The sequence below is a fragment of the Haladaptatus sp. QDMS2 genome, from assembly GCF_029338295.1.
Taxonomy (GTDB): Archaea; Halobacteriota; Halobacteria; order Halobacteriales; family Halococcaceae; genus QDMS2.
The window spans coordinates 2,159,053-2,184,095 of sequence record NZ_CP119791.1; the positions used below are offsets into that span (position 1 = coordinate 2,159,053).

Here is a 25,043-nt window from a genome sequence, read left to right on the forward strand (position 1 = left end):
CAACTATTACGCATGTCACCGTCTCTCACGCTACAGTTGGGCGAGTTACATTCCTTGACATCCTCCCCGCGCTGAAGCACGGGGCTTTCTCCTTGACTTTCCGTAATTCGTCGCAACTGCATGCAGTTGCGGAGGAATGTGGTGCCTCTCAAAACCCGCGTCTTCGACGTGGTGAGACGGGTACTATCGGGTGGGGTGGAGCCACCGACCCTCACGGACGTATCGGACGTTCGGGTGTTACTTCCAGACGACCTAACGGAAGTCCGAGGGGGATTAAATTCGCCTGCGACCCCACGGCCCGTTTTTGGGCGTGCGGTCAAAACGGTGAAGCCTCGGGGCTAGTCCCCGAGGTACTTCACGCAACTTCCTCCTGTTCAGCCAGGTAACACTCCCAGCAGGTGAACCCGGGAAAGCATTCCTCGCACGCAGGCTCGTCCGTTTCCGTTGGCTCCGCGGGCGCGACGCCACCATCGGTCGCGACCCGCTCGACCTTCTGTGCTGCCTGTAAGATGGGTGCCCGAATCGCCACGGCGAGTCGATGCTTGCACGCACCTTCGAAGCGCGCATTCGCTGGGCATTCACAGTGTGTGGGAACGCCATGTCTCACCGCCACGAGATACTCGTGATTTTCGGGGTCGGCGTAACTCCCGTTTCTGACGAGCACGCCTCGTTCGGTGAGCGAGAACTCGAAGGCTTCGTATTGGGCGCGTTTCAGTGAGCGATTCGTGTACGCCAGTCGATTGAGAATGTGTGTTGACATGGGGATACAGCGGAGCCGGTGACAGGCCCCGCACCCCTTGGGGGGCAGATAAACTCCCAGAGAAGCGACTGAGAACGACCGTCGTCTCAGAATCGAGACCCGGCCACTCTAGCCAAGCCACAAGCACCGAAGCAGTACGATACTGAAACCCACCTCAATGGCGCACACCAAATATTTATTATCTATTGGGTGATAGCCAATAGTAGAACACAGGAGATGGCAGATGGCGACGTGGTACTCGACCGGAATTTCGAATTCGACGCCGAAGCTGGGACCCGCGTCGAGCTATTCGCCGTCGAGAGTTCGTCGTATCCCGGTGGGTTCTACTACCGATTCCAGTACTACAATCCCGAAGAAACCGAGCAACTCCTTCGATACGACACTGCTCACGATTCCGCTGTCGGCCACCATCACCGCCACAAAGATGGGACGATCGAAGGTATCGCGTTCGAGGGGTTGCAAGCACACGTTGCTCGCTTCCGCCAGGAGGTACTCACAATCCATGACCACAGATAACCACGAACCCGCACCCGAGGAGATGAACTTCCCTGAGACACTTCGCATCACCATCGAGAGTCCTGAAGATGCGTTCGATGGGGCAATCGACGCCGCTGGCATCGCCGAAGGTGGCTCACAGACGCCCGCAGTCATCTCATTTGCGAACACGAAAGGATTCCGTCGCTTGCTCACCGACCGGCGATTGGAACTGTTGCGCTCGCTGATGACCGAACCCGCCAGTAGCATCACCGCGCTAGCAACCCGACTCGACAGAAATTACTCAACAGTCCACCAGGACGTCGAAATCCTTGCGGAGTACGGAATCGTTCACTTCCGAGCGGAAGGCCAATCGAAGCAACCGTTCGTCCCGTACGAGACCGTCGAGTTCGATGTCACGATACAGGCACACCACGCCGGGAAAGATTCCGAAGCACCCCCGTGAACTCGGAAGATTTGCCAAGATTAACTCCTCAGTAGTGCGATAGTCAGTATGCCAGTAGAACGAGAGAACTGAAGAGATCTATATTCAGCGTGCGCTTCCTCATCAGGCTACAATCTGGTCTTGACGTTGAGAAAGGGGCCTTAGCGCCTTATTTCAGGTAAACGGTTTCAACAGAGCCAATTCGGTCCGAGAGCTGGACGAAGCACACCTCAGAATTCGAACGTGACCACCTCCGTCGGGCCACAGTACGGACACCGTGAATCGCCGTGATCGAGGGTCATCCCGCAGTGGCGACACTCGTAAACGGTATTGTCTGTGACCTCGCTAAACCACCACTCTGTCAGCCATCCCATCTCAGACCGCCTCGGCGAGGGTATCACGGTGTTTTCGGAGTGTGCACGTCGAGACGTCTGCCGCCGCTGCCAAGTTCACTTGAAGGACTCGCTCCTCGGCATCTCTACTCGCCAATTCGAGACAGGCTGCAGCTACGCCAGCGGGGTTACAGCCGTTGCCGATGCCCTGTTTGCGTGCTTGTTCGATGTAGTCGAGGGCCCGGTGTCGAACAGTCGGAGAGAGGTTAAGCGACGAAGCGAGTTGCGGGATGAATAGCTGTGGCGTGGGAGGGGGCGTAGGTAAGCCCAGTTCCGTGTTCAGCACACCAAATGCGTTGCGGACAGAAGCCTCGTCACACTGAGCGAATCGAGCGATTTCTGCGATGGACCGCGGAAGAGAATTACACCGACACACCGCGTACACACACCCAGCCGCGATTGCTTCGAGTGAGCGACCTCGGAGCAAATCATTGTCTTGAGTTGTCCGAAAGAGCGCACACGTCTGGTCGCGGATGCTCCGCCCGAGGTCGAGACCACTGACGATTCGGCGAATCTCGTAGAATCCACGGACTTGGTTACGTTCACGCGTCGTCGCGCGCTGTGCGCGCCCCTGTTCTCGACGCAGTCGTCTGAGTTGACGTTGCTTTTCGGGTGAAAGGCTGCGTCCCTTGCCGTCCTGGTGCTTGCCGATACTCGTCGACAGTCCCTGGTCGTGAAAGGAGGGAGTGAGTGGTGCCCCTGTCCGTTCGGGGTTAGATTGGTCTTCGGGGAACGACCGCCACTCCGGACCAGGGTCAATAGCTTGGTCAGACAGGATGAGGCCGCAATCGTCGCAGACTGTTTCGTGCGTATTTGTGGTTACTCTGCCGTCGCACTCGGGGCAGGAATGTTGGGAAGTCTGTACGTCTTTGTCGAACGCCGTTTCGTAGATGTCTCTCGTCGCCATTCGAAGTCACGAGGAGCAAGGAAAGCCCCTCGCCCCTCAGGGGCGCATAAACTGGCGTGACGGACGGATCTCCGCATCCTGTGCGAAAACTGGGTTAAACTCGTCTACAATACTGCTATAGCGGGATTTCCATCGGAAACAAAGGGGCCACGACCAGCTTCAACCCGTCTTCGGTCCTTCTGTAACCGTGTTCATCGACGAGGCCGTGGAACGGGAAGATGCCGCTTCAACCCGTCTTCGGTCCTTCTGTAACCGTGGCTGATTCAGATGCCACAGATCTCCTTCTCCGTGAATTCACTCAAGTGTTTCCGTCGACCGTCAATTTTGGGTTTCCCCGAGGGGATCGACGGAGATAAGGTAAATCTGCTGCCAGGCTCGTCGCCAGAACCGTATGGGTTGAAGCGCACCGTCCGAACAGGTGCTGCCAGTCTCCGAATACACACCCGCCAAAAACTTACATATCTGATATTAGTAGAATGGACAATGAAGCTGAATATTCTCATTGTCCTCTTATTGGTGCTGGCCGGTTGTAGCACCGCTCCGACAGACCCGACGTCACAACCCTCAGTTGAAACTGATTCGCCTACGACGGCTACCCCTCAACCAACGACGCAACCACCGCCTCCATCGACAACAGCGGTTCGTTCGACGACCACGTCACAGCCCACGACCGCGACCCAAACCACAGCGGCGCTCGCGAACAACCCCTGGCAACAAGAGACGATCGCTGTCGCGATAGCACAACCAAACAGTGACGGCCGAGACTACCGACCACTCGTTCGGGACGCGCTCGACTACTGGGAACTCAACAGTTCGACCTACACCGAGTTCGATGTCGAGTTCGAACTCGTCGAATACCCCAAACAAGCAGACGTGATTATCGAATTCCATCTGACAGTGTCCTCCTGTGGCTACCAGACCACCGAAAAATTGCTCGGATGCGCCCCGGTATATTCACCAGAACGGACCTTCCCAATTCCAACCAGAGTGAGCATCGAAGCGGGATACGTCAACAGTACCACCATCGAAATCATCAAACATGAACTCGGACACACCCTCGGATTACGACACCAGTCCTCACCTCCGTTCATGGAAGCCTCCGGATACGCGACTCGACTGACAATGCCGAACGCAACCGAACGCCGAATCCCATACAAGGAAGAGACAGTCACTGTCTATATCGACTACTCGGATGTGCGCGATGGCATTCAATATTCGTATGAAAACGCCATACAGCACGCTCTCGATTACTATAACGATGGGGCAGGAGGTACAGAGCCTGAGAGCCTTGAGCTAAAAGTGGTCGACAATCCCGAAGACGCGAATATCGTCATTCGCATTGCAGACGACCGTCGTGACCGGTTCGAAGATATACGTGTGTTCGGGTATGACGAGGACAGCGACCCTGAATTGGAATATTACAATAACGCAACGATCGTCGTGAACGGGTACAGCTCACCAGACACGGGCTGGATTGTTGGATACTATCTTGGGTATGCTCTTGGGGCAACGTCAGCTGATGAGCTGGCACCACCCTTCCGCGATGGTGAAATCGATGATGGGAACTGGTGGAAGTAAGCGTGAAACGATTTCTCTGAACCTTTTCAATAGACGGTCGTCATGCAGCGCCATCAGCGAATGCTTCGGCGACTGGTTCGAGTGCCTGCAGGATGATTTCGGCCTCAAGCGGAGAGAGATCGAGTTCACGGGCCGCGATTCGGCTGTTGACTGTCCCCTCGACGTACTCGGAGGCGTACGTGAGGGCCACCGCGAGGCCGTCGAGGCCGTGGCGCTCGATGTAGACGTCGATATCCCCGTTTTCGCTCCGACGTGCAGCGGCCGCGATGAGCGCTGGCGTAATCGTCTGTGTTTCACCGTTTGTCGAGAGCGTGAGCGAGACCGCCTCCGCGTCGTATTCAAAGGGGCGTTGGTCACGGGTTTTCTTGATGAAGCCAGCAGCGTCGAGCTTCTGGACGTAGTCGTAGGCGGTGCCCTGGGGGATAGCGAGTTCGGCGACGAGTTCGGCGACCGTCACGGGGCCGTGCTGGTACGCGTAGAGGTAAATCCGAGCGAGTGCAGGCGTCTCGAGGAGGTCGACGACTGTCTGGAGCTGCCCGATGGGTGGCCGACCTGGCTGTGGTGGTGAGTGTGCCATCTCAATTATGAATTATGGATAAATCATAATAAGAATTCCGCCGAACCCTTTTGAGAGGTAAATGGGGGGAAATACCGTTCTCAGAGCATAGACGAACTCCAGCAGGTGTTGACTCACCACTTATTGTTGCGCTCTCGGTCATCAGACATATGAGCGAGAGCAATGGGACTGCCGATGCAGGGCCGTTCGCAGAGCAACAGCGGCTTTTCAAACTCCTCTCGCAGGACACGCGCCACCTCATCATTCAAGAGTTGCTGGGACATCCCGCCCATCTCATGTCCCTTGCCGAACTCGAGTACATGGTCGGCAAGAGCCAGGCAGCGATCAAAGACCAAGTAGAGACACTCATCGAGGCAGGGATTCTCGCCCAGTACACGTACGAACCTAGCAAAGGGAAACGAGACCTTCCCTCGCAGTTCTACGGGTTTACCACACGCGGGGTTGAGATTCTCTACGACTACAAATATCTCCGTGGAGTCCCGATTGCCCGCGCGCTGTACGAGAATACGCGGAAGACAGAGAAAGTCGAGCGACACGAAGCAGCACCACGTCCAACGCTTCCCACGGCTGTCGTCGAAGCACTCACCTTCGACGAACCAGACCTCGAGTGAATAGTCAGCTTATCGATAGCAAACGCATGTCCACCACCGCACCACGGTTGTGGCTGCGCGCACAGCGAGGCAACGAGCGAGCACGGAGCGGAGGGTGGGGAGGAGGGCTGGAGGGTGGACGGCGACAAAAAAAGAGGCTTTGTGGTTAACCTATTTCCACCACTCGCCTCGCTCTGGGAATTCGATATTCGACCACCGTGTCAGTGCAATCGAACACCGTCCTTCGTACCAGTTCTTCGCCGCCGCCCTGAATCGCACACGCTCGCCTTCCCGAACCAATGGTTGTTTTGATTTCTTCCACACCGTGAATCGGATTCTCCCACTCTCATCTTCGAGGAGTCCAACTGATTGAATCGCTGGATGGGATGGCTCCCACAACTGTTTGACCTGTCCTTCGACCGTGACTTCGCCTCTGTCCACGTCCTCGACTTTCGCGATGGGAACGATTCCTCCCGGTCGCATCCACTGGACTTCGATGACTGCGACGGCTGCACTCACTAACTCCGCACCTCCGACCACCCGCTCTGCAATCTGTTTCGAAAGCACCGCTCGGGACACACTGCTTTTCACCATCCGGTGGATGCGCGTCGCCTGCTGATTCACCGCCGCCAACTCCTCGCGACTCAGACCCTCACGAGGGTCTTCTCGGCCTGGCTCTAATCGGGCATCCACGCTGGCCGCCCTCCTTTCGAACTCAACGTTCCGTTCTTTGCTTTGTTCGCTCACCCTTCGCCGTGTCCGCGCCTCCCGGTCAGATTCTTGCCTATCGTCCCATCGTTTCCGCGTTTTCGCAATCTCCCACTCGCGTGCTCGCATGCGCTCCTCTGCCGCAAGGGTCAGTCCAGTCATTCCCACATCCGGGTGGTTCGTATCCACCTTCGCCTGAATCTCCATCTCGACCGTGGGCCGCAGCTCAGGGCGTTCTTCAACCGCCGCAAACTCATATTCACTTCTCTGTTCGACCGAAGCTTCTTGTCCGATAGTGCGTTTAGTACTCATTGGTTGCTCCAATTGCTCTGGGGTAACCGCTCGAAGGCGCTCACTCGGCGTCTTCTTTTGAACCACAAACTCTCCAGCCGTGGCTCTCAACACAACTCGTCACATTCCTGCGCGCTCGCTTCGCGCCTTCGCAAGCGACCCCGGGAGCGAAGCGAGCGCGCCTGTGAACCAACACAAACGAGGCCGCGCGAAACGCGACCCGCCGACGAAAGCGTCCAGCACGCAAGCCGGTTTCGTGTCCGTCGACCGAAGGGAGACGCAACCGAAAGCGCGCTTGGTGCTGGCGTCGAAACCAGACGCCCGGAACGGTGAGCGAAGCGAACCGCACGCCCGGAATGGTCGGTCGCGAGCGAACGAGGCCCGACCGAAGGGAGGGGCTCGGTGCGGAGGCGCGGTCGCTCGAGCGAGGCGAGAAGTGACACAAACACTTTTCATTTCGGTTTTTAAGCAAAACCAATCAACTGATTGCCAGGCGGACGCAAATAAAACGAGACGGTAATGCAGATTACCGATCTAAATATAGGTCTCACGCATATCTGGAAAGTCCACCAACGCAAATAGCGATGACTAAATGATATAAAAGTGTAATTTATATCTTTTTGACTCGTATGTTTCTCTTGGGTGTTAAATGATACCTGTAATTATTGGTGCCCTTGCGGTTGGTGGAATAATCGCAATAGGTGCTGTAGCAACCGGATCGAATAGTAGCCCGCCAAAACCTCCAACACAAATTCCGATTCGTGATGACAGAGAGGTAGTCTGGAATTCGTCGATAGACAAAATAACCGACGATAACAAAGCAAAAAAGATTGCGGCCAGTGCTGCAATTACTGGTACATCTGGATCAATTCTCGAAACTGCCAGGAGAGCGGGCATTGATCGCCACGCGGAAGCCGGGCTGGTGGAGGAAATACACCTCAAAGAAATTGCACGTCAGATGGGAGGTAAAGTTGTGGAGAATCGTTCACCCGTGTTCGCACCTGACGGTGGAGTCGATGGCGTGGTGGAAATTGGAGAAGGTGTACTTAAAAGAGTACAAGTGAAACACACCGCTGAGAAGGTTGGTGAGAGCTTAATTAAGCAGTACCCTGATGTCGACGTGTTCGCATCCTCTAGTGGTTTCAAACCCAATGTGGACTTATCGGCCACGGGAAAAAGCGGCATTACAATCAACGATTGGTCAGTTCGTAGCAAAGCGACCCTAGAGAGTAGTCGAATAATTAGAGGGGTAAACCGACTAGGTGCGGGATTCATCGCCCGTGCGAAGTCAGTGATGAGTGTAGCGATTGGCGCTGTAAGTCATGGAGTGCACTGGTACCTTGCCCTTCCAGTCTTCCAACAAATCGCTCTTGGGATAATTGTCGTCATTGCGGTTGTTGGAACGGGTTATCTGATCTGGAGATGGTACAAAGGATCAGAAACTCCGCGCCACTCACATGGCGTTTCAGCCGCAATTTAGCTGAATTTCCGGGTTATTTTTTGTACAACATAGGGAACAAAGGATTTGTGGCTCTGTTGAAATCCTCAAGACCTGTCAGAAGTGCCGTGCAAGATATAGAGGGTGTATGCAGCAAACTGTGGTCGTTCCTCTCACGCCTTCCGTGACAAAACGGAGGGGAGTTCCCTGTGCGTCTTGCCGATCCAGAGTAGTACGCTGATATAACCAATACCCAACCGGTTTAGGTGTAGAAACATCTCTATGAAGAGAGGTCGCTTACTAAATGGGATTCCTTGATTCGTTCGGTGCGTTAGCGAGTAGTATCGTCGCGGCAATTGTTATGTTAGCGCTTGCCATCCTCAGCTTCTTCGTGACGGTTTTCATCGTGCAAGTAGGGGCTGGTTTGGCTGGCTACTCACCGAGCGGGGACTTCGTTGTTCTGTCTGCCGCACTTCTCGCAACAGGTGCGATCGTCGCTGGAGCGACGCCGATGACCAGTCTCAGCGGGATCTCCGGGTAAATTCGACCGAAGAGTCGGTCGTTCTCCAGGACGTTGTGATTCACCCGCTGCACTTGGGGGTGAGATGCATGTCCGAGTCGCGCTCTGTATGCAGCACGGCCACTGGAAGCTACCCAGTCGCTGTCAGGAGAGGTATGCGAGATACAGAGCATGAAGTCAGCACAGTACCCTGCTCCTTTCAGGTATTCCCTACTGAATCAGGTGGGCAGTTGAGCGGGACCCAATCACGGGTTTCATACACCTTCTGGCGTATGAGTGATGTATGAATACATACTCGATTTTGGTACCGTCACTTATCGCAGTCGTAATTCTGTTGACATTGAGTGCGTTCTTCTCTAGTAGTGAGTCAGCGATCTTTTCGCTCCCGGATGAATGGGTGCAGACCGCGACGGACAACAGTTCGAACGAAAGCCACAGGCTCGAACAACTCCGCGCGAACCCGCACCGACTCCTTGTCACGCTGTTGGTCGGAAACAACCTCGTCAATATCGCCATCACCAGCATCGTCACACTCCTGGTCGCGCGGTTTCTCCCTCCCGGTTTTACCGTCGTGATTGCGACACTCAGCGTGAGCGTTCTCATCCTCGTCTTCGGAGAAATCGTACCGAAATCCTACGGACTCGCTCATGCAAGGTCCTGGAGTCTCCGCGTCGCGCGCCCGGTTTCGTACGTTGAACGGGCACTGGGGCCACTCGTCGCGGTGTTCGATATCGTCACCCGGTGGCTGACGACACTTGTTGGGGGCGACCAACATATCGAGAAGTCATATCTCGAAGACTGAGCGACCGTCCTCTCCTCAGACTGTATTGACCTGATCGACACCCATATGTTGGAGCAGGTGCCGTGCAAGACTCGCGCTATTAGTTCAGCAGACACACCAGAAACTATCAGACAACGTTTGGGTGGCTTAAACCGTGGACGTCACTCGTTTTCGAGGGCGTCGTAGATGTCCCGGTTCGCGTCCCGGTCGCCCGCCGCGACCCGTCGGACGAGTTCTCGCCGGATGTCTTCCATCACCTTATCGAGCGGAGAACCGGACTCTGCACCTTCCTCAATCGCCATGCGCGAACTTTCGTCCCGAGCGGGATTAATCGTTCGGGTCCGTCGAGCTACCAGTCAGTTCGTCCAGTCCATATCTGATGAGATCGGCACGCCACTCCTCGATCTCACCGGCGAGGTCGATCTCCTTGGTATGAGATCGAAGGTAGTCGACGACCTCCGCTTCATCGACGGTTGCTTCGTCAGTACCGAACTGCTTGAGGATATTCCTGATTTCGTCGTTGTACTCGAGGCGGTATCCGTTGAGGAAGTAGAACACGACCACCGTGTTGAGCGCGGTCCGCTTGTTGGCGTCCACGAATGGGTGATTCGCGACCAGCAGTCGGAGGAGGTGGAATGCTTTCTTGTGAATCGTCTCCGGTGCCGTCTCGAAATGTCCTTCTTTGATGTAGTTCAGGGCGAACTCGATGTCGCCACGGTTCTTGATACCGGAATGCGTGTCCGGATACTCCGACACGATGTCGTTGTGGATGGTGAGAACATCCTCGACAGAGGGATACCAGAACGAGTCGGCCATTCGATTCGATGTTGCGTCTGAGTTGGTGTAATCCTTGCTATCGACTAGTTCAGGACGCGAAGAAAGGCGGTCACGTGACCGACTTTCGCTCTGTATTCAGCACGGTCTCAGCGAACTGTCCACGACTGAGGGTTTCAACAAAGCCGGAACGGTAGGATGTTGCCAAATCGAAATACATCGGCAGGATGACCGGTTAGTAGACCGCATAGTGCCATATGGAAGTGTGGCACATCTGGTCCGAATTTGTCCAGATTCATGCAGTAGTCTATTCCCTGCTCCTCACAAGAAGTCAGTCAAGAGCGAGAGTCGTCCCCTCTCATCGAGTCGTCCCACCTCGAATGACTCAGGGGAGGGCTGCAGGATTGTTCGTCCAGTACGCACCCGTTGATCCGATAGCGTCCTCGTCCTCCCACGAGACGGTGACATCGTTTTCAGAGAATGTCTCGCTCACTTCGAACGTCAGCCACCCAGTCTTCGTGGATGATTCGGGGACGCCATACAGGTAGTATCCCGGGTGGCGACCCATTTTCGCGTAAGCCCATTCCCCGCCCGATAGGAGAAAGAGTTGGTAGTAATCTGGCCACCCCACTCCGTCGGGAACCTCGACCTCGACCCAGACGTACGCGTGGGACTGGTCTGGGCAGAACGCAACGGTTTCGTGGTCGAAGTGAACCTCGTCTACATCGTACTGCATGGTCATCCGTAATCCGTTGCCAAGCTCGAACCACTCACCGAATTCAAGACGCGGTCGAGAGAACCACACGGATTGTTCTGCGTCGAACGCGGATAGCTGAATGTACCACGGACTACTATCCCACCAGCTAGTGAGGGGCTCGCTCTCGAAGGTCACCGTTTCGCCTGGTTCGATGGTTGCTGTCCACTCGAATGGTTTGTAGGGATGCGAAATCCCTTCATCGTTTACGATGGTGATGAGCGTGGAGAATTCGCCTGTGGATGTGCCCGTGTTCTGGACCGTGAACGAATAGGTGAACGCCTCGCCGATAATGACTTTCTCGTCGGGTACCTCAAACGAGAGCAATTCAAAGGAAGCTTGTGCAGGCTCGTCGGCTCGTCTGTTGTGGGTTCTTCCGTTGTGGGCTGTTCAGTGGACGTTTCGTTCGGGGTTTCTGTCGTGGGTGAATCTGTTGGCTGTTCAGTCTGTGTCTCTGTTTCAGACGGTGGGTCAGCCGTGGTCGTGGTCTCAGTGTTGGTCGTGGTCTCGGTTGATGGGGCTTCACTCGTCGGCTGAGGCGTCGGGGTACTCTCAGTTGTTGGCACGTCGTCGGCTGGAGGTTCATCGGTGGTCTCTTGGTTTTGTTCGGCGCAGCCTGCAACCCCCGCTGCTCCCCCCGCCGCAAGGAGTTCGAGATACTCGCGTCTGTCCATACCTAGACCTACGACAATCTTGTAGAGAAACTATTGCAAGAAATCCAAACAACTGAGACAGTTTGAATCACCATAGTGTTCTGGAAATAGGCATATGGTGCGGCTCTACTAACTAAAAAATTCCTCGAACACGTCAGCGACAGCGATACATATAGCGACCATCTTGATGAATTGGACAAGACCACATATATTGTTGCGCAGGGAACGAAACTTGCAGAGCCGTTCCCACAGACTGAACTCATCAAGGTACGCAACAACGAACCAATTGACGAGGGTTATTCGCGTCAACCTTCGTTCGTATTTCAACGAGAGGGAGACTTTCCACTGGAGAAATAGCGATAATTAGGCAACTACTCGAATTAGGCGGCCTCCCAAAATGGCTAACAAATCTGACGGCTGAGGACCGAAAGAGTCCAAGGGACATAGATGACTGCTGTCTAGCATCTTCGAACTTCTTGAACACAGATACCAACTGGGCTCTGAGAAAGCACAGTGTCGCAACTAACCGGCTCCGCCACGGAAGAGACAGTTTTTTCTAAGCAGTTCCTCCCACAGCACCCGCTTTCGCAAAGTCAATTCTCGCAATGAGCGTCGAAGACCACCACACAAGCCACGGGGTGGGAGGACGGGGCCGGGCGCTCGCGCGTGTCTGGTCGCCTCAGCGACCCCTATCGGCGAAGCCGATATGTCGCCTGAGCGACCGCGAGCGCCCGGGGGCGTTCAACAGTCTTCAATCCGGTGCCAACGGTCTCGCTACCGTCGTTCTCCGTGTTGAACCCCATTCGTCCAGTGTCCCACTCGACTGCACGAGAAATTGAGTGCCAAATCTCGAGGGAGCTACCAAATCAGGGGCAGATTTGATAGTGCTCCGGGCCACTCACTCGAGCGTTCAGAAGTAACCAGTAGAAACTAAAGATATTTGATATTATATGGTAATCAACTTCTTCGATGAATGATTCAGAAAACATCACTATATCGGATATACTCCAACTAATCAAGTTCCTAACGCAGGCAAGAACGCCAGAACACGCGAGATACGCGGCTGGTGTGCTCTTGTGCTTGTTAGTCATCTACCTCAAGAAAGACAATTCTACGAAAGACGACACCCAGAAGAAGGCACGTTCAGTCACTCATATCTGACGAACGCATTCAATAGCAGTTGTCGTGTAATTCTGTAGTTGGCGTTACACTTCCGAGATAGTCTCCACAAGGACACGTTCTACAGCAGAGAGTCGGAGTATCTACACACAAGATACCACTTACCGGTCCCCAAGCACCCGCGTAACCCGCTCACGAAGCGCAACCAACAGCTGGTCGTAGTCGGTAAGCAGAAATGGCGCGTCGTTGTTTCGACTGTATTTCGAGGTGAGCCCCTCGTCGTGAAGGGAGGTGACGACTGCTTCGAGGTCATCCTCATTCGCTGCGTGCAACTGCTCCAGGAGTTCCCCTCGAGTGGTGAGGTCTCCGGTGGCGTAGCGTTTGATGAGGCGATACAGTTCGATTTCACCGAGCGTGTCCGTCTGCCTAGCACTCGTCGTCTGCAGATACTCGTTGAACTCCGGAGGCAACACGGTGAACGAGCCCTCCGAGTGGGTGACTGCCAGACCCATCTCCGACAATTGCTCGATGAAGGTTTCATAGTGGTGTTGTATCGTCTCGTCGCTGATGAGCGAATCATCCCGTGGCCATTTTAACTCGGCTCCCCGTGTTGAGAGGTGACCGGTATCGGTCTGTTCGAATCCGAACCGAACGAGTACGGCGAGGACAGGTGCACTGTACCCGTTGAACAGCTCGCGCAGGTCTGCATCGTGTTCGTCGAGAGTCCGTCGAACCTGTTCTGAACCGACTCGCGCCCCGACAGCCGTCGTCCGATACCCATACTCGTATTTCCCCGTGTAGTGACGGGCTTCGATGAGCCCCAACCGCTCGAGGGCGTCGACCTCGTTGCCGTACTCCGGTTCGATATCTTCGTGGGGAACGCCAATCGACCGTTCGTTCTCCTGGCCGATGTAAATACGCTGGAGGGCACGTATCACGCGAGTGACCGCCGCAGAATCGTAGCCATACACCTCCTCGAGTTTTCGCGTGAGCGCATCGACGTCTTTGATAGTCGTCGGAAACAGCCCCGCCCGTCTCGCCAACTCCTCGATGACGGCCTGGAACGTCTGGTCTTTTCGCCGGTAGTCGTCTAACACCCTGTAGAGTTCATCCGAGATGCGGACTGTTTTCGACATCACTCAATCACTAGAGTGGTGATTCAGTGATTTATAGCTGCGTAGAGACGTGACTAAAACACCCAGAAAGTACAGTAATTCAACGTTTCTACCCCGATGCTCGCAGGATGAATTCTGTGTCATGCGCGTCGACCAACAGTCTGAGCACATCGTCTGCCACCCACAATCTGGGCAACCTCGTGTCCGTGTTTGTCGTGACACGCAGTCAGACCCGTATCTCTCGTCGCATTTCCACAAACACTGTCTGAGTATACAAAACAAGGGAACAGAGACGGACAGGCGAGGCTGGGCGGTTCAGTAGTGCCGACCACGACAGTATATATCATACACATAACATGTACGGAACGTATTTATTCTGTTCTGACAGTCAGGAACAAATGACATTCGACGAGCGACTGCGGGAGTTACATCAGCAGGGAGATCATGACCAAGCCCGCACGCTCGCGAAAGCAGTGCTCAGAAACGAAGCAGTCACTCGTGTCGAAGTGAGCCCCGAACTCGTGCGGGTCGAAACGCCCCACTTTCGAGGCACGCATCGAATTGCAGTCGACCAAGTTGGCGTGATGAGCATCCAACACCACGGCACATACCAGTACAAAAGCCAGGAAATCGACCTGTCGTTCGCCACGAAAACGATGAATCAGGCAGCCTACGACCAGGCAGTTGCCCACCTCACAGACCAGACCAAGCCCGCACACGACGAGCGCAAACCCAACGCTGAGACCACAGCAAGACCGGACGCTTCCCCGCCGAATGATGAAAACCGCTCTGTGGACGACCCAGACGACACGAGCCCCAATCCAGTTGCATTTCTCAAACAACTATTCTGACTGGATTCCGGTACCGCGTATCTGTCGTCTCTGAACGGTCACCCCGTCTACGGTGGTGCTGTAACCATCGGGGAAACGGTAGAATTAGGCGTATCGGACTGCGTTGTGTTATCTCCCTGCACAATAGTTATATATTTGATATTAACGTCTACTATCGTATGGTATCGAAGAGGCAACGTGTGATTCTCGTTGTCGCGGTTGTTGTGGTTCTGATGCCGTTGGCTGCCCTCGGTATGTTACTGTTCCCGCCCGACTTCATGTATAGTCACTACTCTTCGTACGCCTACACAACATCGATCAGTACGAACACGACCATTGAGAACGTGACCGTGTTCTTGCCATTCCCTGCCGGAACAGACGGTGGGTCAGATCCGGTTTCAGAGCTATGGATCTACGACGACACCGGAACCCAAGTCACAGACTGGGAGGCAGCCGTCGTCCAGACTCCCCACGGGCCGATGCTGCGCCTGCACGCAGACCAGTTGGTCGGAGAAGATCGCTACGTGCTCTGGACATACGCCCCCAATGGCTCAGTGATCGATCGCCAAGAGATTGGCCCAGACGAGATTCCAGCCAATATGACGAATCGGGAACTCGTTCGCGACCCGACCAGGTACTCGATTGCCTGGCAGACCACGGTCGAGCACGATATCGAGACACGCTACCCGGTTGGCAATGCGTCGTTCATCGTCCCAGCCAACGACGTGGCAGCCACCTCGTGCCAGGATCCATGGTCGGAGACGGACACCTGTTTCACGTTCACGAGCGTGATCGGGACGACCTACGAGGCAGATCAGACGGCAACGGTTACCGTCGGGGAGATTCGGTTCGAAGGCTGGAATGAGTGGGGGTTCTGGCTAGCAAACAGTTTCAACACGTTCGAGGCGACCACCTCGCCAGCAGTCTTCACCGATGACCAGCAAGGCTGGGTTTCCGTCGATGGCCAACTCCACGGAGGAATGGGCCGCTATGACGGACCAGCAAGGTAACACTCGCGGTCACAGCGCCCAGCCCATCGCGTCAGGGCGCCAGAGCTGTTCATCAGCGCAGTGATGAAGACCACCAGAAGTGACGGCACTATGTTCTGAGGTTCAGGAGTCACCTTCGGTATGGGAGACCCCGAACAACAGCGACGTCGTCTACGACCTCGATTACCGAAGCCCACTGAATGAGGCGTCCCTACGTGGGTTAGAGAAATACGAAACCACACGACTGCACCCGATTGTGGAGTGTGAGAATCGCATATGAGGGATACCGTTCTCGGCCTGAGTGGTCTCCCCAGAGAAACTGCGTTTCATAATCGACGTGAAGACGTCCACCCGACGAAACAAGCGTCTCGGCAACGCTCAGTGTCTAGTTGTGGTCTCAGAATCGGATTCAATCCCCGGAAGAGCGTAACCAAGAACAGAGCAAGTGGGAACTAGGTTGAATTACGTATGCGGGAACACAGGCGAGAGAGACAGTGGAAGCGTAGAGGATACCAAATCCGGGTGCGTGACGGGCGTGTGGAGATTCCATATCGAAAAATGCCGAGAAGTTCTTATTCTACGAAACCACCAGACGCAAACCGATTATGAACGTTTGAGCGGGGATTTCAGTGGGTTCGAAGCAGCATCTCGATTCGACGAACCTCCAGAATACGCACCCCACGGGCGCTGAAACTCCAATAATGGCTCTGCAAAAATCCCAACCTAGTTCGAATCCAGTCGCGTTACTCTCCACTCCTCCGGGCGCTAAGCCCGAGTATGACGTCACAAGCAAGCGCACACACAGTCCAATGCACCTGAAGCCCGTCACTCGACCCGTAAAGCCGAGAATGAACACCCGAGACCAGGCCAGAGTAGTGGTGAAAATGCCCAGAAACGAGCTGTCCGAGCCAAGTAGAGCGACGACAGAGACACGTTCTGATTCAGATTCACTGTGAAACCACCAGACGTAAGCCGAGTATGAAAACTTGAGTGCGAAGGTCGTCGCTGCATCCGCAACCGTGGATAGTGACCTCGAACTGGCGAGGCCGAACTCAACCGCACGGCTGCTTCCGAGACAGTGCATCCAACTCCGAATGAACACCACAAATCGTTCCACACGCGGAATCCGGGCCTGAGAATGGCCGAACACAAAAACGAGGGTCGCTCAGCGAGTAACGTAGTTTCCACAATCGGCTTGAACCTCCGGAAGAAGGCGTGAGAACAGCATGTAGCGCTGCGTGTGAACGATAGAAGCCGAGGGCTGAAAGAGGAACAGTGAAAACGGAATTCAGAGGAGAGAGCCCACAGGAGTGGGTTTTTCGAGAGTTTCAGAATTCGTGTTGTCGCGTGAAACAGGCCGTTCAATCTCGAATCAGACCGCCAAAATCCAAAACCGCACGACGGAAACCGATTGTGGAACTCATAGCGCCCATATTTCCCTCAAAACACCCGAATCAGCCCGGGTTTCACACGCACATGCATACTCGAATTCCCGGGTTTCAACCCCCTCAAACCCACGGTTTGGCAATAATACTATCTCGGCGCACAGCACGTCACCTTCCTCCACACTCGCCTTGGAATCTACACAGGAACATCTCTTCCGGAGAATCAGCCCGATGGTGTAGGTTCCAGACAAAGATTACTTCGAAAACCGTGATGCGAACATAGAGGCTTCGAAACGCCCGAAGACACGGTTTCACTGACGTAGGGTTGATTCACTTTCAAAGCTACTGTCACGGGTAGGTTCGTCGAATTCGGAAATCCAATATCTGCAGAATCCAGCCTGTAGAAGCCCAGAAAACCCGGAATAGGAATCCGAGCCGTGGGAGAACTATCCTATTGTGAATACTCGTCAGTAACAGTTGGTTCAGAGATACTTTTCGACCCAATCCGTCGATTCGCGCCAAAATTCGATGTAAAACGGGACTGAATCTGCACCCAAAAACCCTGAAGGGAAACCGATTGTGGAAATTAGAGTTGACGGTCGTTGACCGGGATTCCAACTCACGAAAGCCATCGAAATTTCGGCGAAACAAGTTTGTGGTTGTACATACGTTGTGCATACAACGATGAGCACCAAGCGAGTCAATTTCCGTCTTCCAGAGGAGTTGGTGACGCACGCCGATATTGCGGCGAAAGTGTCACACAAGAATCGCACCGAGGTACTCATCGAGGCGCTGCGACGGTATCTAGCAGAGATAGAGGCAGAAGAGAGCTTTCGGGAGGCAGTGGTCGAACTCTATCTCGACGGCCAAATCGAACTGGAAAACCTCGCAGAGATAATCGGACGCCAGGACGCCGAGGCGGTGGCTGCCTCGAAACGAGTCCTCGACCGTGGCGAAGAACTCTCGGACAAACTCGCAGACCTCTGAATGTTGGTCGTAGATACGAGTGCGTTCGTTTCACTCGCAGTCGGTGATGTCATCGACATCGTTCTCGATGAATTCGACGTGATGACCACCGAGACGGTCTTCGACGAGCTCGGGCAAACGGCCGATTACGACGACCGACATGGAGCGGGGGCAGCCACCGTCATTGACGCTCGGGCGAGAATCGATATCGTCGAGAAGACCGGGGAAGCCTTCGAAACGAGTCGTATCGATGCAGGGGAGGCAAGTTGTCTCGCGGTGGTACGTGAGGAGGACGCACCGTTTCTCGTCACGGACGATTTCAGAGCGCTTCCAGAACTCCAACAGCTCGTCGACGCCGACGTGGTGCTTTCACCAATCGTCCTTCGAGCACTGGTAAAGCGAAGCGTGCTCACAGGGGACGAGGCGAAGGAAGCATTCGAATCGATTGCGACGGGACGAGACTGGCTCGGGACACCGATATACCGGTATGCACGCACGCTCTTGGAGTGAATCCAGCACGATTACCGAGTTTCGAGAGCCACAATCGGGTCCGACCGCTCGTGTTCTTGAGCTCGAAGCCGGATTGACTGTAGGTGAAACTTCGGTACTCGCCCGGTGATTTCCACTTGAGTTGGCCGACGCGGTAGCCATTCTTCGTTCGTCCACGGAGCATCGAGAGGTTGTCGTACAGGCGTTGCACGACTTTAGAACTTGTGAGTGAACGCCTTTCAGGTCGTTCTACCACGTCTTGAGACTCGGTAGGAGCCTCTGCTCCGAGTACGCAGATGTGTCGTCGATGCGGTTGAGCCGGTGGAGGAAGTGGTTGTAGACCTGTTTACAGATAAACAAGGCGAGTGCCTCGGGGCTTACCCCGAGGCGGTTCACAGGTATCGACAGTCCACGCTAACTGTTCTGTGAGAGCGTCTGACGGTCGGAGCCGATACCTGTAGTTGTAGTTCAGGGTGGTGCTACTCGTATGCGCCATATTTCTCGCGGGCGTTTCGGGCGTGGTTCGGGTTCTCGTCTTGGCACGAGGAACACACGTCAAGATAACTTTCAGGTTCTCGTCCGTGTTTCTCCTCGAACCGTTCGCTTGCAGCGTCTTGGTCTTTGAAGCACCCGATGAGGTCCACGGTGGCGCGGTCGCTCGTCTCCCCGCAGATATAGCAAGTGAGTGGTGAATCAACCGTCATGTTCGCCCTCTGGGTCTGACGTGCGGACGACTTTCACGTCTGCGCCACGCCACCGTTTCGGGACGAGGACGTGAGCCCCGTTGCCGGTGACTTTGGCCGTTCCGTCGATGACTTCGTGGCCTTCGATTTCGTGTCTGTCCATCACCTGTGTTTACACTATGTTTCAACATGAAGATGGCGGTGGGCCGAGCGTTGAACGTGTTTGAGAACCGTGCAGCGTTGACGAGACGCGTCGCACACCAGAACGCTCCGCGGTCTGGGGACGCTGTATCCCCTCCCTACTCACTCGCTTCGCTCGTTCGTTGAGGAAGGGGGCTTAGCGCCTCAATTCAGCTAAAAAGGCGAACCAAAGCCGTTAGGGGAGAGTGGCGGTAGCACACATCATAGTTCGTCGAACAGCACTTCGAACACCTTTCGCTCGGCGATGCGCAGGTGCTGGGAGAACGTCGGGTGGGAGATGCCGAGCAACGAGGCCATCTCGGAGCCGGATTTGGCCCGCGGCCAGTCGAAAAAGCCGGCGAGATAGGCCATCTGGAGGACGTCGTGCTGGCGGTCGGTGAGTTTCGTCTCGACGCCGGCGAGGAAATCGACGGACGAGCGGCGCTCGCGCTGGGTCTTGCGCTGGGCGACCAGCGACAGTTCCGCGAAGTTCGATTCGATGGCCGCAACGACGGCTGCGACGTCGGTTCCGGTGGGCAGTTCGACGATGACGCGAACCTCGCCGTCGGCTGAGATGACCTGCTTGACCGTGCCGCCGTAGTCGCCGACGAGGTCTACGACGGACTCGCCGTCGTATTCGAGCTGGACGACGTGCGACGACTCGCTTTCGGAGACGATGGAGACGGCGAACTCGTCGGGACTTCGCGACGCGAGGTCGGCGAGGGTCTCTGCGTCGATACCGTGGACCGTGATGAACTCGACGAGCGTGCCGTCGTCGCGGCGGACGAACCCGTCGAGGGAGAATTGGGCTTCGATGTGCTGGGCGGCGCGCACGAGGAAGTCCTCCTGGTCGGTCAGGACGAATTCGAGTTCCGTGACGGTATCCGTCATGAGCGCCGTTCGGGCTTCGGCGGCGTTCATGGCCGCGGCGACGGTCTGGCCGAGTTCCGCGAACACCGTCTTCTCGACGCGGTCGAAGGCGTTTGGTTCGTCGGCGTACAGCGCGAGGACGCCGTAAATCTGGTCGTTATACACCAGCGGTGTGGCGAGCGCAGACCGAAAGCCCTGGTCTAAGGCCGCCTCGCGCCAGAGCGAGGCGACGCTGTCCGCGGTGATGTCCATCGCCACCTGCGATTCGCGTTCGAGAATGGCGGTTTTCGCCGTGACGCCGCCGTCGAACTTGCCCGCAGTCGGTCGGGCTTCGAGATACGACTGTCCCTCTCCGGCCCACGCCGTGGGTTCGACGCGGTCTGCGGCGACGTGGTACTCGCCGATCCACGCGAACTGATATCGGTCGTCCTCGATGAGGCGTTCGCAGACGGTCTGGGCGATTTCGAGTCGCGTGGTCGCTTGCACGAGCCCTGCGTTCACGTCTCTGATGACCCGGTTGATGTGGTTCAACCGCCGGAGGCGTCTGGCCTGCTCTTTGCGGGCGTCTTCGCGCCGCCGTCGCACCGAAACGTCCCGGCCGATGCCACATACTCCCCAGGGGTTGCCGTCGTCGTCGGTGAGCAACGCGCCCGTGAACTCGATAGGAATGGTCCTGCCGTGTTTGGTCACGAGGTCGGCTTCGACCTTCGCCTGCCCGTCGTCGACGATTTGGTGGATGGTTCGCCTGACCAGCGCGACGTCTTCGCCGAAAAAGTCGGTCGGTCCCATGTGTCTGACCTCCTCGTCGGTGTAGCCGGTCACGGCCGTCACGTTCGCGTTCCAGCGCCGGAAGGTCCCGTCCATGTCGAACAGGAAGAAGATGTCAGGGAGCGATTCGATTGCCGCCTCGAGTTCGAGTGTGTCGCGCATCGACCGCTGGTGGCCGACCGCCCGGGCGAGGTGTTCGATGCTATCTCGCGTTGGCTCACTCGCCGGGAGACACTGGGTCGCCCCCGCGGCGAGTGCGTCAGCCGCATCGCGTTCTGCCTCGTAGCGGTAGAGAATCGGCAACGCAGGGTTACTCGCTCGGGCTCGCTCGACGAACGCGTGGTCGTCGCCGCCGGGAACTGAATCGACGACGAGGACGCCGCGAAATGTGGTGAGTGCCGAGCGTGCCGGGGCCTCGTCTGTGACCACGCGAACCGAGAGGTCGTGGTGGTCTGTGAGTCCCTCCGCGAGGACCGACGCCCGCTCCGAACGGCCAACGAGTAAGACGGCGGGGGCTGTCTGCGCCATCACCGTCTAGCCAGGGGACACAACCGTTTAACACATCGGCCTTCGACCTGCATGTCACCTGAGTGAACAGACGCCGGTGTAAATGACAACTGTTGTGGGTATACGCCCGACGTGCCGGAGGTTCCACGGACCGCCCGACGGCACCCGTCTATTCGATTGTTAACATGACGAACCCCCTGGTTTTTTAGTTCAGTTCGGAGAGAGTGTACTAAACAACAACGTGTCGTGATGTTACAAAATTCACATATTCTATACGTCACCGATGCACAAGCGGGGGCCGACGCTGACGCGGTGCGGACGCACCTCGCCGAGCGACGAGCGGACGCCCACGTAGCGGTCGCCACCGTAGCGGAGGGGAAACACATGATCGAAGCAGGGGCCACGGACGCAGTCGTGACCGATTTCGACGGGTTCGCCAACCTGTCGTCGGCGTGCGCTGACCTACCTGTCGTCGTGTACGCGAGCGACCCCGTACCCGATGCCGTCGAAGCGGCGTACGACGCGGGCGTCACGGCCGTCGTCGAACGAACCGAAGCGAGCGGCGCGATTCTCGCCGCAACGCTCCACCAGGCGTTGTCTGCGGACGGGGGCGAGGGGTCGCTCGACCCGGCGAACGAATCGCACCTCGACGCCATCGTCGAATCAGCCTCCGATTGCATCGTCACCATCGACGCGAACAGCACCATCCAGTTCATCAATTCGGTCGTCGAAACCGTGTTTGGCTACGACCCGGAGGCACTCGTCGGGGAACCGCTGACGAAACTGATGAGCGACTCGCTCGCCGAACGCCACCTCGGAGCCATCGACCGCTATCTCGACACCGGGGAACGCCACTTCGACTGGGGGTACGTCGAACTGCTCGGCCAGCACCGCGACGGCCACCAGATTCCCCTCGGCGTCTCGTTCTCCGAGTTCGAGCGCGACGGCGAGCGCTACTTCACGGGCGTACTTCGCGACATCACCGACCGAAAGCGTGCAGAGCGGCTCAGACGGCGGCGAAAACGCCAGTTCGACGCCGTGTTCAACGACCCATTCACGTTCTTCGCGCTGCTCGACCGCGACGGAACGGTCCGAAACGTGAATCGACCGGCGCTCGACTTCGCCGACGTGGACGTGGCCGACGTTGCCGGAAAACCGTTCTGGGAGTGCCCGTGGTGGAGCCACTCGCCCGAGTTGCAGTCGGAACTCGAAGCCGAACTCGAACGGGTCAAAGCGGGTGAGTACAGCAAGTTCGAAGCCACCCACGTCAGCCCTGCGGGCGAGACCATAACTGTCGATTTCCAGGCCAGGCCCGTGGTCGACGGCGACGAAGTGACCGGTATCGTCGCGGAAGGCCTCGACATCACCGAGCAAAAGCGGCTTCAGGAGAAGCTGCGCCACCAGCACATCCTCAACCAGCGGGTCATCGACACCGCGCCCGTCGGCATCGTCGTCATCGACGAGTCGGGCAACATCGAGCACATCAACGACCGGGCGGTGGACATCGCCGGCGTCTCGCGCGACCGATTGGAAGGCGGGGCGAGCGAGTTCAGTTTCACCGACGGCGAAGGAAACCCGATTCCCGAGGCCGACCTCCCGTTCAGAACCGTCCTCGAAACGGGAACCACGGTGTACGACGTCGAGCTGGGCGTCATCCGGCCGGACGGCAGTCGAATCTGGCTCTCCCTGAACGGGTCGCGTCTCCTCGCAAACGACGGCGAAACCGTCCGAGGCATCTTCACCTTCGAAGACATCACCGACACGAAGCGACGAGCCACCCGACTGGAAGCGCTCACCGAAAAGGCCCAGCAGTTGCCCGAGGCAAAGACGGCGACCGCGGTCTGTGAGACCATCGTGGACGCCGCCGCGGACGTGCTCGACCTGCCCTACTCCTACATCCTTCGCTACGAGGAAGCCGAGGGCACCCTCGAACCCGCCGCCCAGACCGAGGGCGTCGCAGCCCTCGTCGAGTCACCCATGCTCGGCGACCTCGGCGAGAGTCCCGTCTGGGAGGTGTTCATCCGCGACGAAGCGACCGTCCTGTCCGGGGAGGACCAGCGACACCCAACAGCGTCTGCGATACAGAGCATCGGCATCTTCCCGCTCGGGGAGTTCGGCGTGTTCGTGACCTGCTCGCCCGACGCAGACGGTTTGCGAGAGACGGACCTCCTGCTCGCAGACATGCTCTGTGCGAACGCGCGCTCGTCGCTCGCACGCGCGGCGCGAGAGGGTGACCTCAGACGCCAGCGCGACACGCTCGAACGCAAGAACAAGCACCTGGCGCGGGTAAACCGCATCAATCGAGCCATCCGCGACATCACGAAGGTGCTCATTCAGGCGGAAACCAAAGAAGAAATCGAGTCGCTCGTCTGCGAGAAGTTGGCCGCCATCGACCCCTTCGCGTTCGCCTGGGTCGGCCACCAGGACCTCGCGACTGATACGATCACGCCAGTCGCCTCGGCGGGCGACGGTGACGGCTACCTCGACCGCGTCCAGATTGCGACGGACGGTTCGACCACGGGCGGGTGTCCGGCCGGGCGTGCCCTGCGGTCGAAACAACCCCAGGTGCTGAACAACATCCTGACCGACGTCGACGCCGAACTGTGGCGCGAAGAGGCGCTGTCTCGGGGGTTCAGGGCGAGCATCGCCGTCCCGCTCGTCTACCGCGACACGGTGTACGGCGTGTTGAACCTGTATTCGAGAAAGCCACTCGTGTTCGAGCAGATGGAGCTGTCCGTTCTCACGGAACTCGGCCAGTCCATCGGCTACGCGATGAACGCTCTCGAACGAAAGCGGGCGCTCGTGAGCGAACGGTCGGTCGAACTCGACTTCGTCTGTGGTCCCCTCGACTCGCCCCTCTTCGGGTTCGCGGACGGATCGCTGGGAACGTTCGAACTGGAGAACGCCGTCAGACGACTCGACGGGAACGTCCACCTGTTTTTCGACGTGCGGGGCATCGACCCGGACGACCTGCGAGCGCACGTGACGGCGTCGCCCGCCGTCGAACAGTTCGCGCTCATCGCCGCGGACGACGACGGCTTTCGCTGTGAGTGTACCGTCCGCGACGACACGCTCGTCTCCTCGCTCGCAGACCGTGGGGCGAGTCTCGACCACCTGTGCGTAACCGCCGACACCGCGACGCTGACCGTACGAATCCCACAGAGCGCAGACGTTCGGGACATCGCCGCCCACCTCGAATCGACCGTCGGCGGGGTGGAACTGCGAGCGAAGCGGGAGTTCGACACACCGGTCATGACGACACAGGAGTTCGAAAGCGAAGTACGAAATCGGTTGACACAGCGCCAGGAAGAGGTCATCAAAACCGCCTACTTCAGCGGTTTTTTCGAGTGGCCACGAGAGAGCAACGGCCAGGACGTCGCGGAGATCCTCGGCGTGACCCAGCCAACAATCAACCGACACATTCGAGCAGGCGAACGGGCGCTGTTCGGCCTCCTGTTCTCGGGAGACGACCCGTGGAAGGCGGAGTGACGGCCCGAGAT

23 protein-coding genes and 1 pseudogene are annotated in these 25,043 nt (G+C 56.9%); 12 read left to right on the forward strand and 12 right to left on the reverse strand.

The features are described 5' to 3' along the window. Window positions 1-355: 355 nt before the first annotated feature. Window positions 356-760 carry an SWIM zinc finger family protein gene (locus tag P1M51_RS11725; RefSeq protein WP_276274503.1) on the reverse strand — a complete coding sequence of 135 codons (405 nt, stop codon included), beginning with the start codon at window positions 758-760 and terminating at the stop codon, window positions 356-358. Between the two features lie 216 nt (window positions 761-976). Here P1M51_RS11725 and P1M51_RS11730 point away from each other — a divergent pair, with 216 nt between their 5' ends. Continuing rightward, the gene (locus P1M51_RS11730; RefSeq protein WP_276274504.1) at window positions 977-1,276 is read left to right on the forward strand and encodes a DUF6516 family protein; all 300 of its coding nucleotides are present in this window, start codon (window positions 977-979) and stop codon (window positions 1,274-1,276) included. After that, window positions 1,263-1,700: a transcriptional regulator gene (locus tag P1M51_RS11735; protein WP_276274505.1), complete on the forward strand. Its 438-nt coding sequence runs from the start codon at window positions 1,263-1,265 to the stop codon at window positions 1,698-1,700. The genes P1M51_RS11730 and P1M51_RS11735 overlap by 14 nt, the downstream gene beginning before the upstream one ends. A gap of 354 nt (window positions 1,701-2,054) precedes the next feature. Here P1M51_RS11735 and P1M51_RS11740 read toward each other — a convergent pair whose 3' ends face one another. Further along, window positions 2,055-2,978, reverse strand: a complete 924-nt coding sequence (locus P1M51_RS11740) for a transcription initiation factor IIB family protein (protein WP_276274506.1) — start codon at window positions 2,976-2,978, stop codon at window positions 2,055-2,057. A 483-nt stretch (window positions 2,979-3,461) separates the two neighbouring features. Between P1M51_RS11740 and P1M51_RS11745 the strand changes: the two genes are divergently transcribed. Then, window positions 3,462-4,556: a hypothetical protein gene (locus P1M51_RS11745; protein ID WP_276274507.1), complete on the forward strand. Its 1,095-nt coding sequence runs from the start codon at window positions 3,462-3,464 to the stop codon at window positions 4,554-4,556. A gap of 40 nt (window positions 4,557-4,596) precedes the next feature. Here P1M51_RS11745 and P1M51_RS11750 read toward each other — a convergent pair whose 3' ends face one another. Beyond that, a complete protein-coding gene (locus P1M51_RS11750) occupies window positions 4,597-5,133 on the reverse strand; it encodes a helix-turn-helix domain-containing protein (RefSeq protein WP_276274508.1) in 537 nt (178 codons plus the stop codon). 149 nt (window positions 5,134-5,282) lie between these two features. Here P1M51_RS11750 and P1M51_RS11755 point away from each other — a divergent pair, with 149 nt between their 5' ends. Further along, a complete protein-coding gene (locus tag P1M51_RS11755) occupies window positions 5,283-5,744 on the forward strand; it encodes an ArsR family transcriptional regulator (protein ID WP_276274509.1) in 462 nt (153 codons plus the stop codon). A gap of 150 nt (window positions 5,745-5,894) precedes the next feature. Here P1M51_RS11755 and P1M51_RS11760 read toward each other — a convergent pair whose 3' ends face one another. Continuing rightward, window positions 5,895-6,743, reverse strand: coding sequence for a DNA-binding protein (locus P1M51_RS11760; protein ID WP_276274510.1), 849 nt, complete (start codon window positions 6,741-6,743; stop codon window positions 5,895-5,897). 628 nt (window positions 6,744-7,371) lie between these two features. Between P1M51_RS11760 and P1M51_RS11765 the strand changes: the two genes are divergently transcribed. From P1M51_RS11765 to P1M51_RS11770, 3 genes are all read left to right on the forward strand, one after another. Then, window positions 7,372-8,202, forward strand: a complete 831-nt coding sequence (locus tag P1M51_RS11765; RefSeq protein ID WP_276274511.1) for a hypothetical protein — start codon at window positions 7,372-7,374, stop codon at window positions 8,200-8,202. 262 nt (window positions 8,203-8,464) lie between these two features. Next, the gene (locus P1M51_RS20130; RefSeq protein WP_369685099.1) at window positions 8,465-8,701 is read left to right on the forward strand and encodes a hypothetical protein; all 237 of its coding nucleotides are present in this window, start codon (window positions 8,465-8,467) and stop codon (window positions 8,699-8,701) included. A 262-nt stretch (window positions 8,702-8,963) separates the two neighbouring features. After that, the gene (locus P1M51_RS11770; protein ID WP_276248407.1) at window positions 8,964-9,482 is read left to right on the forward strand and encodes a DUF21 domain-containing protein; all 519 of its coding nucleotides are present in this window, start codon (window positions 8,964-8,966) and stop codon (window positions 9,480-9,482) included. A 140-nt stretch (window positions 9,483-9,622) separates the two neighbouring features. Here P1M51_RS11770 and P1M51_RS11775 read toward each other — a convergent pair whose 3' ends face one another. The 4 genes from P1M51_RS11775 to P1M51_RS11790 form a co-directional block, all read right to left on the reverse strand. After that, window positions 9,623-9,763 carry a hypothetical protein gene (locus P1M51_RS11775; protein WP_276248408.1) on the reverse strand — a complete coding sequence of 47 codons (141 nt, stop codon included), beginning with the start codon at window positions 9,761-9,763 and terminating at the stop codon, window positions 9,623-9,625. A 25-nt stretch (window positions 9,764-9,788) separates the two neighbouring features. Then, a complete protein-coding gene (locus tag P1M51_RS11780; protein WP_276248409.1) occupies window positions 9,789-10,277 on the reverse strand; it encodes a type II toxin-antitoxin system death-on-curing family toxin in 489 nt (162 codons plus the stop codon). A gap of 343 nt (window positions 10,278-10,620) precedes the next feature. Beyond that, the gene (locus tag P1M51_RS11785) at window positions 10,621-11,316 is read right to left on the reverse strand and encodes a hypothetical protein (RefSeq protein WP_276274512.1); all 696 of its coding nucleotides are present in this window, start codon (window positions 11,314-11,316) and stop codon (window positions 10,621-10,623) included. 1,606 nt (window positions 11,317-12,922) lie between these two features. After that, a complete protein-coding gene (locus tag P1M51_RS11790) occupies window positions 12,923-13,897 on the reverse strand; it encodes a hypothetical protein (RefSeq protein ID WP_276274513.1) in 975 nt (324 codons plus the stop codon). Between the two features lie 377 nt (window positions 13,898-14,274). On the opposite strand from P1M51_RS11790, the gene P1M51_RS11795 reads away from it, so the two are divergent. From P1M51_RS11795 to P1M51_RS11810, 4 genes are all read left to right on the forward strand, one after another. Further along, entirely contained in the window at window positions 14,275-14,727 is a 453-nt protein-coding gene (locus tag P1M51_RS11795; protein ID WP_276274514.1) for a hypothetical protein, read from the forward strand. A gap of 323 nt (window positions 14,728-15,050) precedes the next feature. Then, a complete protein-coding gene (locus P1M51_RS11800; protein ID WP_276274515.1) occupies window positions 15,051-15,716 on the forward strand; it encodes a hypothetical protein in 666 nt (221 codons plus the stop codon). Window positions 15,717-17,764: 2,048 nt separating this feature from the next. Continuing rightward, window positions 17,765-18,067: a CopG family transcriptional regulator gene (locus P1M51_RS11805; protein WP_276274516.1), complete on the forward strand. Its 303-nt coding sequence runs from the start codon at window positions 17,765-17,767 to the stop codon at window positions 18,065-18,067. Beyond that, complete coding sequence (locus P1M51_RS11810; protein WP_276274517.1) at window positions 18,068-18,556, forward strand: hypothetical protein; 489 nt, start codon at window positions 18,068-18,070, stop codon at window positions 18,554-18,556. It begins immediately after the preceding gene. 13 nt (window positions 18,557-18,569) lie between these two features. On the opposite strand, the pseudogene P1M51_RS11815 reads toward P1M51_RS11810, so the two are convergent. The 4 genes and pseudogenes from P1M51_RS11815 to P1M51_RS11830 form a co-directional block, all read right to left on the reverse strand. Further along, window positions 18,570-19,007: pseudogene (locus P1M51_RS11815) on the reverse strand (hypothetical protein); the annotation flags it as partial. A 7-nt stretch (window positions 19,008-19,014) separates the two neighbouring features. Then, the gene (locus P1M51_RS11820; RefSeq protein ID WP_276274518.1) at window positions 19,015-19,239 is read right to left on the reverse strand and encodes a hypothetical protein; all 225 of its coding nucleotides are present in this window, start codon (window positions 19,237-19,239) and stop codon (window positions 19,015-19,017) included. After that, window positions 19,229-19,381, reverse strand: coding sequence for a DUF2080 family transposase-associated protein (locus P1M51_RS11825; RefSeq protein WP_369685305.1), 153 nt, complete (start codon window positions 19,379-19,381; stop codon window positions 19,229-19,231). The genes P1M51_RS11820 and P1M51_RS11825 overlap by 11 nt, the downstream gene beginning before the upstream one ends. Window positions 19,382-19,620: 239 nt before the next feature. Then, complete coding sequence (locus tag P1M51_RS11830; protein WP_276274520.1) at window positions 19,621-21,564, reverse strand: bacterio-opsin activator domain-containing protein; 1,944 nt, start codon at window positions 21,562-21,564, stop codon at window positions 19,621-19,623. Window positions 21,565-21,792: 228 nt separating this feature from the next. Here P1M51_RS11830 and P1M51_RS11835 point away from each other — a divergent pair, with 228 nt between their 5' ends. Further along, window positions 21,793-25,032 carry a PAS domain S-box protein gene (locus P1M51_RS11835; protein WP_276274521.1) on the forward strand — a complete coding sequence of 1,080 codons (3,240 nt, stop codon included), beginning with the start codon at window positions 21,793-21,795 and terminating at the stop codon, window positions 25,030-25,032. Window positions 25,033-25,043 lie beyond the last annotated feature (11 nt).

Bases quoted from the DNA above. Each gene is read 5' to 3' on its own strand.
- P1M51_RS11725 (WP_276274503.1), bottom strand. From the start codon at position 760: ATGTCAACACACATTCTCAATCGACTGGCGTACACGAATCGCTCACTG.
- P1M51_RS11730 (WP_276274504.1), top strand. From the start codon at position 977: ATGGCAGATGGCGACGTGGTACTCGACCGGAATTTCGAATTCGACGCC.
- P1M51_RS11735 (WP_276274505.1), top strand. From the start codon at position 1,263: ATGACCACAGATAACCACGAACCCGCACCCGAGGAGATGAACTTCCCT.
- P1M51_RS11740 (WP_276274506.1), bottom strand. From the start codon at position 2,978: ATGGCGACGAGAGACATCTACGAAACGGCGTTCGACAAAGACGTACAG.
- P1M51_RS11745 (WP_276274507.1), top strand. From the start codon at position 3,462: ATGAAGCTGAATATTCTCATTGTCCTCTTATTGGTGCTGGCCGGTTGT.
- P1M51_RS11750 (WP_276274508.1), bottom strand. From the start codon at position 5,133: ATGGCACACTCACCACCACAGCCAGGTCGGCCACCCATCGGGCAGCTC.
- P1M51_RS11755 (WP_276274509.1), top strand. From the start codon at position 5,283: ATGAGCGAGAGCAATGGGACTGCCGATGCAGGGCCGTTCGCAGAGCAA.
- P1M51_RS11760 (WP_276274510.1), bottom strand. From the start codon at position 6,743: ATGAGTACTAAACGCACTATCGGACAAGAAGCTTCGGTCGAACAGAGA.
- P1M51_RS11765 (WP_276274511.1), top strand. From the start codon at position 7,372: ATGATACCTGTAATTATTGGTGCCCTTGCGGTTGGTGGAATAATCGCA.
- P1M51_RS20130 (WP_369685099.1), top strand. From the start codon at position 8,465: ATGGGATTCCTTGATTCGTTCGGTGCGTTAGCGAGTAGTATCGTCGCG.
- P1M51_RS11770 (WP_276248407.1), top strand. From the start codon at position 8,964: ATGAATACATACTCGATTTTGGTACCGTCACTTATCGCAGTCGTAATT.
- P1M51_RS11775 (WP_276248408.1), bottom strand. From the start codon at position 9,763: ATGGCGATTGAGGAAGGTGCAGAGTCCGGTTCTCCGCTCGATAAGGTG.
- P1M51_RS11780 (WP_276248409.1), bottom strand. From the start codon at position 10,277: ATGGCCGACTCGTTCTGGTATCCCTCTGTCGAGGATGTTCTCACCATC.
- P1M51_RS11790 (WP_276274513.1), bottom strand. From the start codon at position 13,897: ATGTCGAAAACAGTCCGCATCTCGGATGAACTCTACAGGGTGTTAGAC.
- P1M51_RS11795 (WP_276274514.1), top strand. From the start codon at position 14,275: ATGACATTCGACGAGCGACTGCGGGAGTTACATCAGCAGGGAGATCAT.
- P1M51_RS11805 (WP_276274516.1), top strand. From the start codon at position 17,765: ATGAGCACCAAGCGAGTCAATTTCCGTCTTCCAGAGGAGTTGGTGACG.
- P1M51_RS11810 (WP_276274517.1), top strand. From the start codon at position 18,068: ATGTTGGTCGTAGATACGAGTGCGTTCGTTTCACTCGCAGTCGGTGAT.
- P1M51_RS11820 (WP_276274518.1), bottom strand. From the start codon at position 19,239: ATGACGGTTGATTCACCACTCACTTGCTATATCTGCGGGGAGACGAGC.
- P1M51_RS11825 (WP_369685305.1), bottom strand. From the start codon at position 19,381: ATGGACAGACACGAAATCGAAGGCCACGAAGTCATCGACGGAACGGCC.
- P1M51_RS11830 (WP_276274520.1), bottom strand. From the start codon at position 21,564: ATGGCGCAGACAGCCCCCGCCGTCTTACTCGTTGGCCGTTCGGAGCGG.
- P1M51_RS11835 (WP_276274521.1), top strand. From the start codon at position 21,793: ATGTTACAAAATTCACATATTCTATACGTCACCGATGCACAAGCGGGG.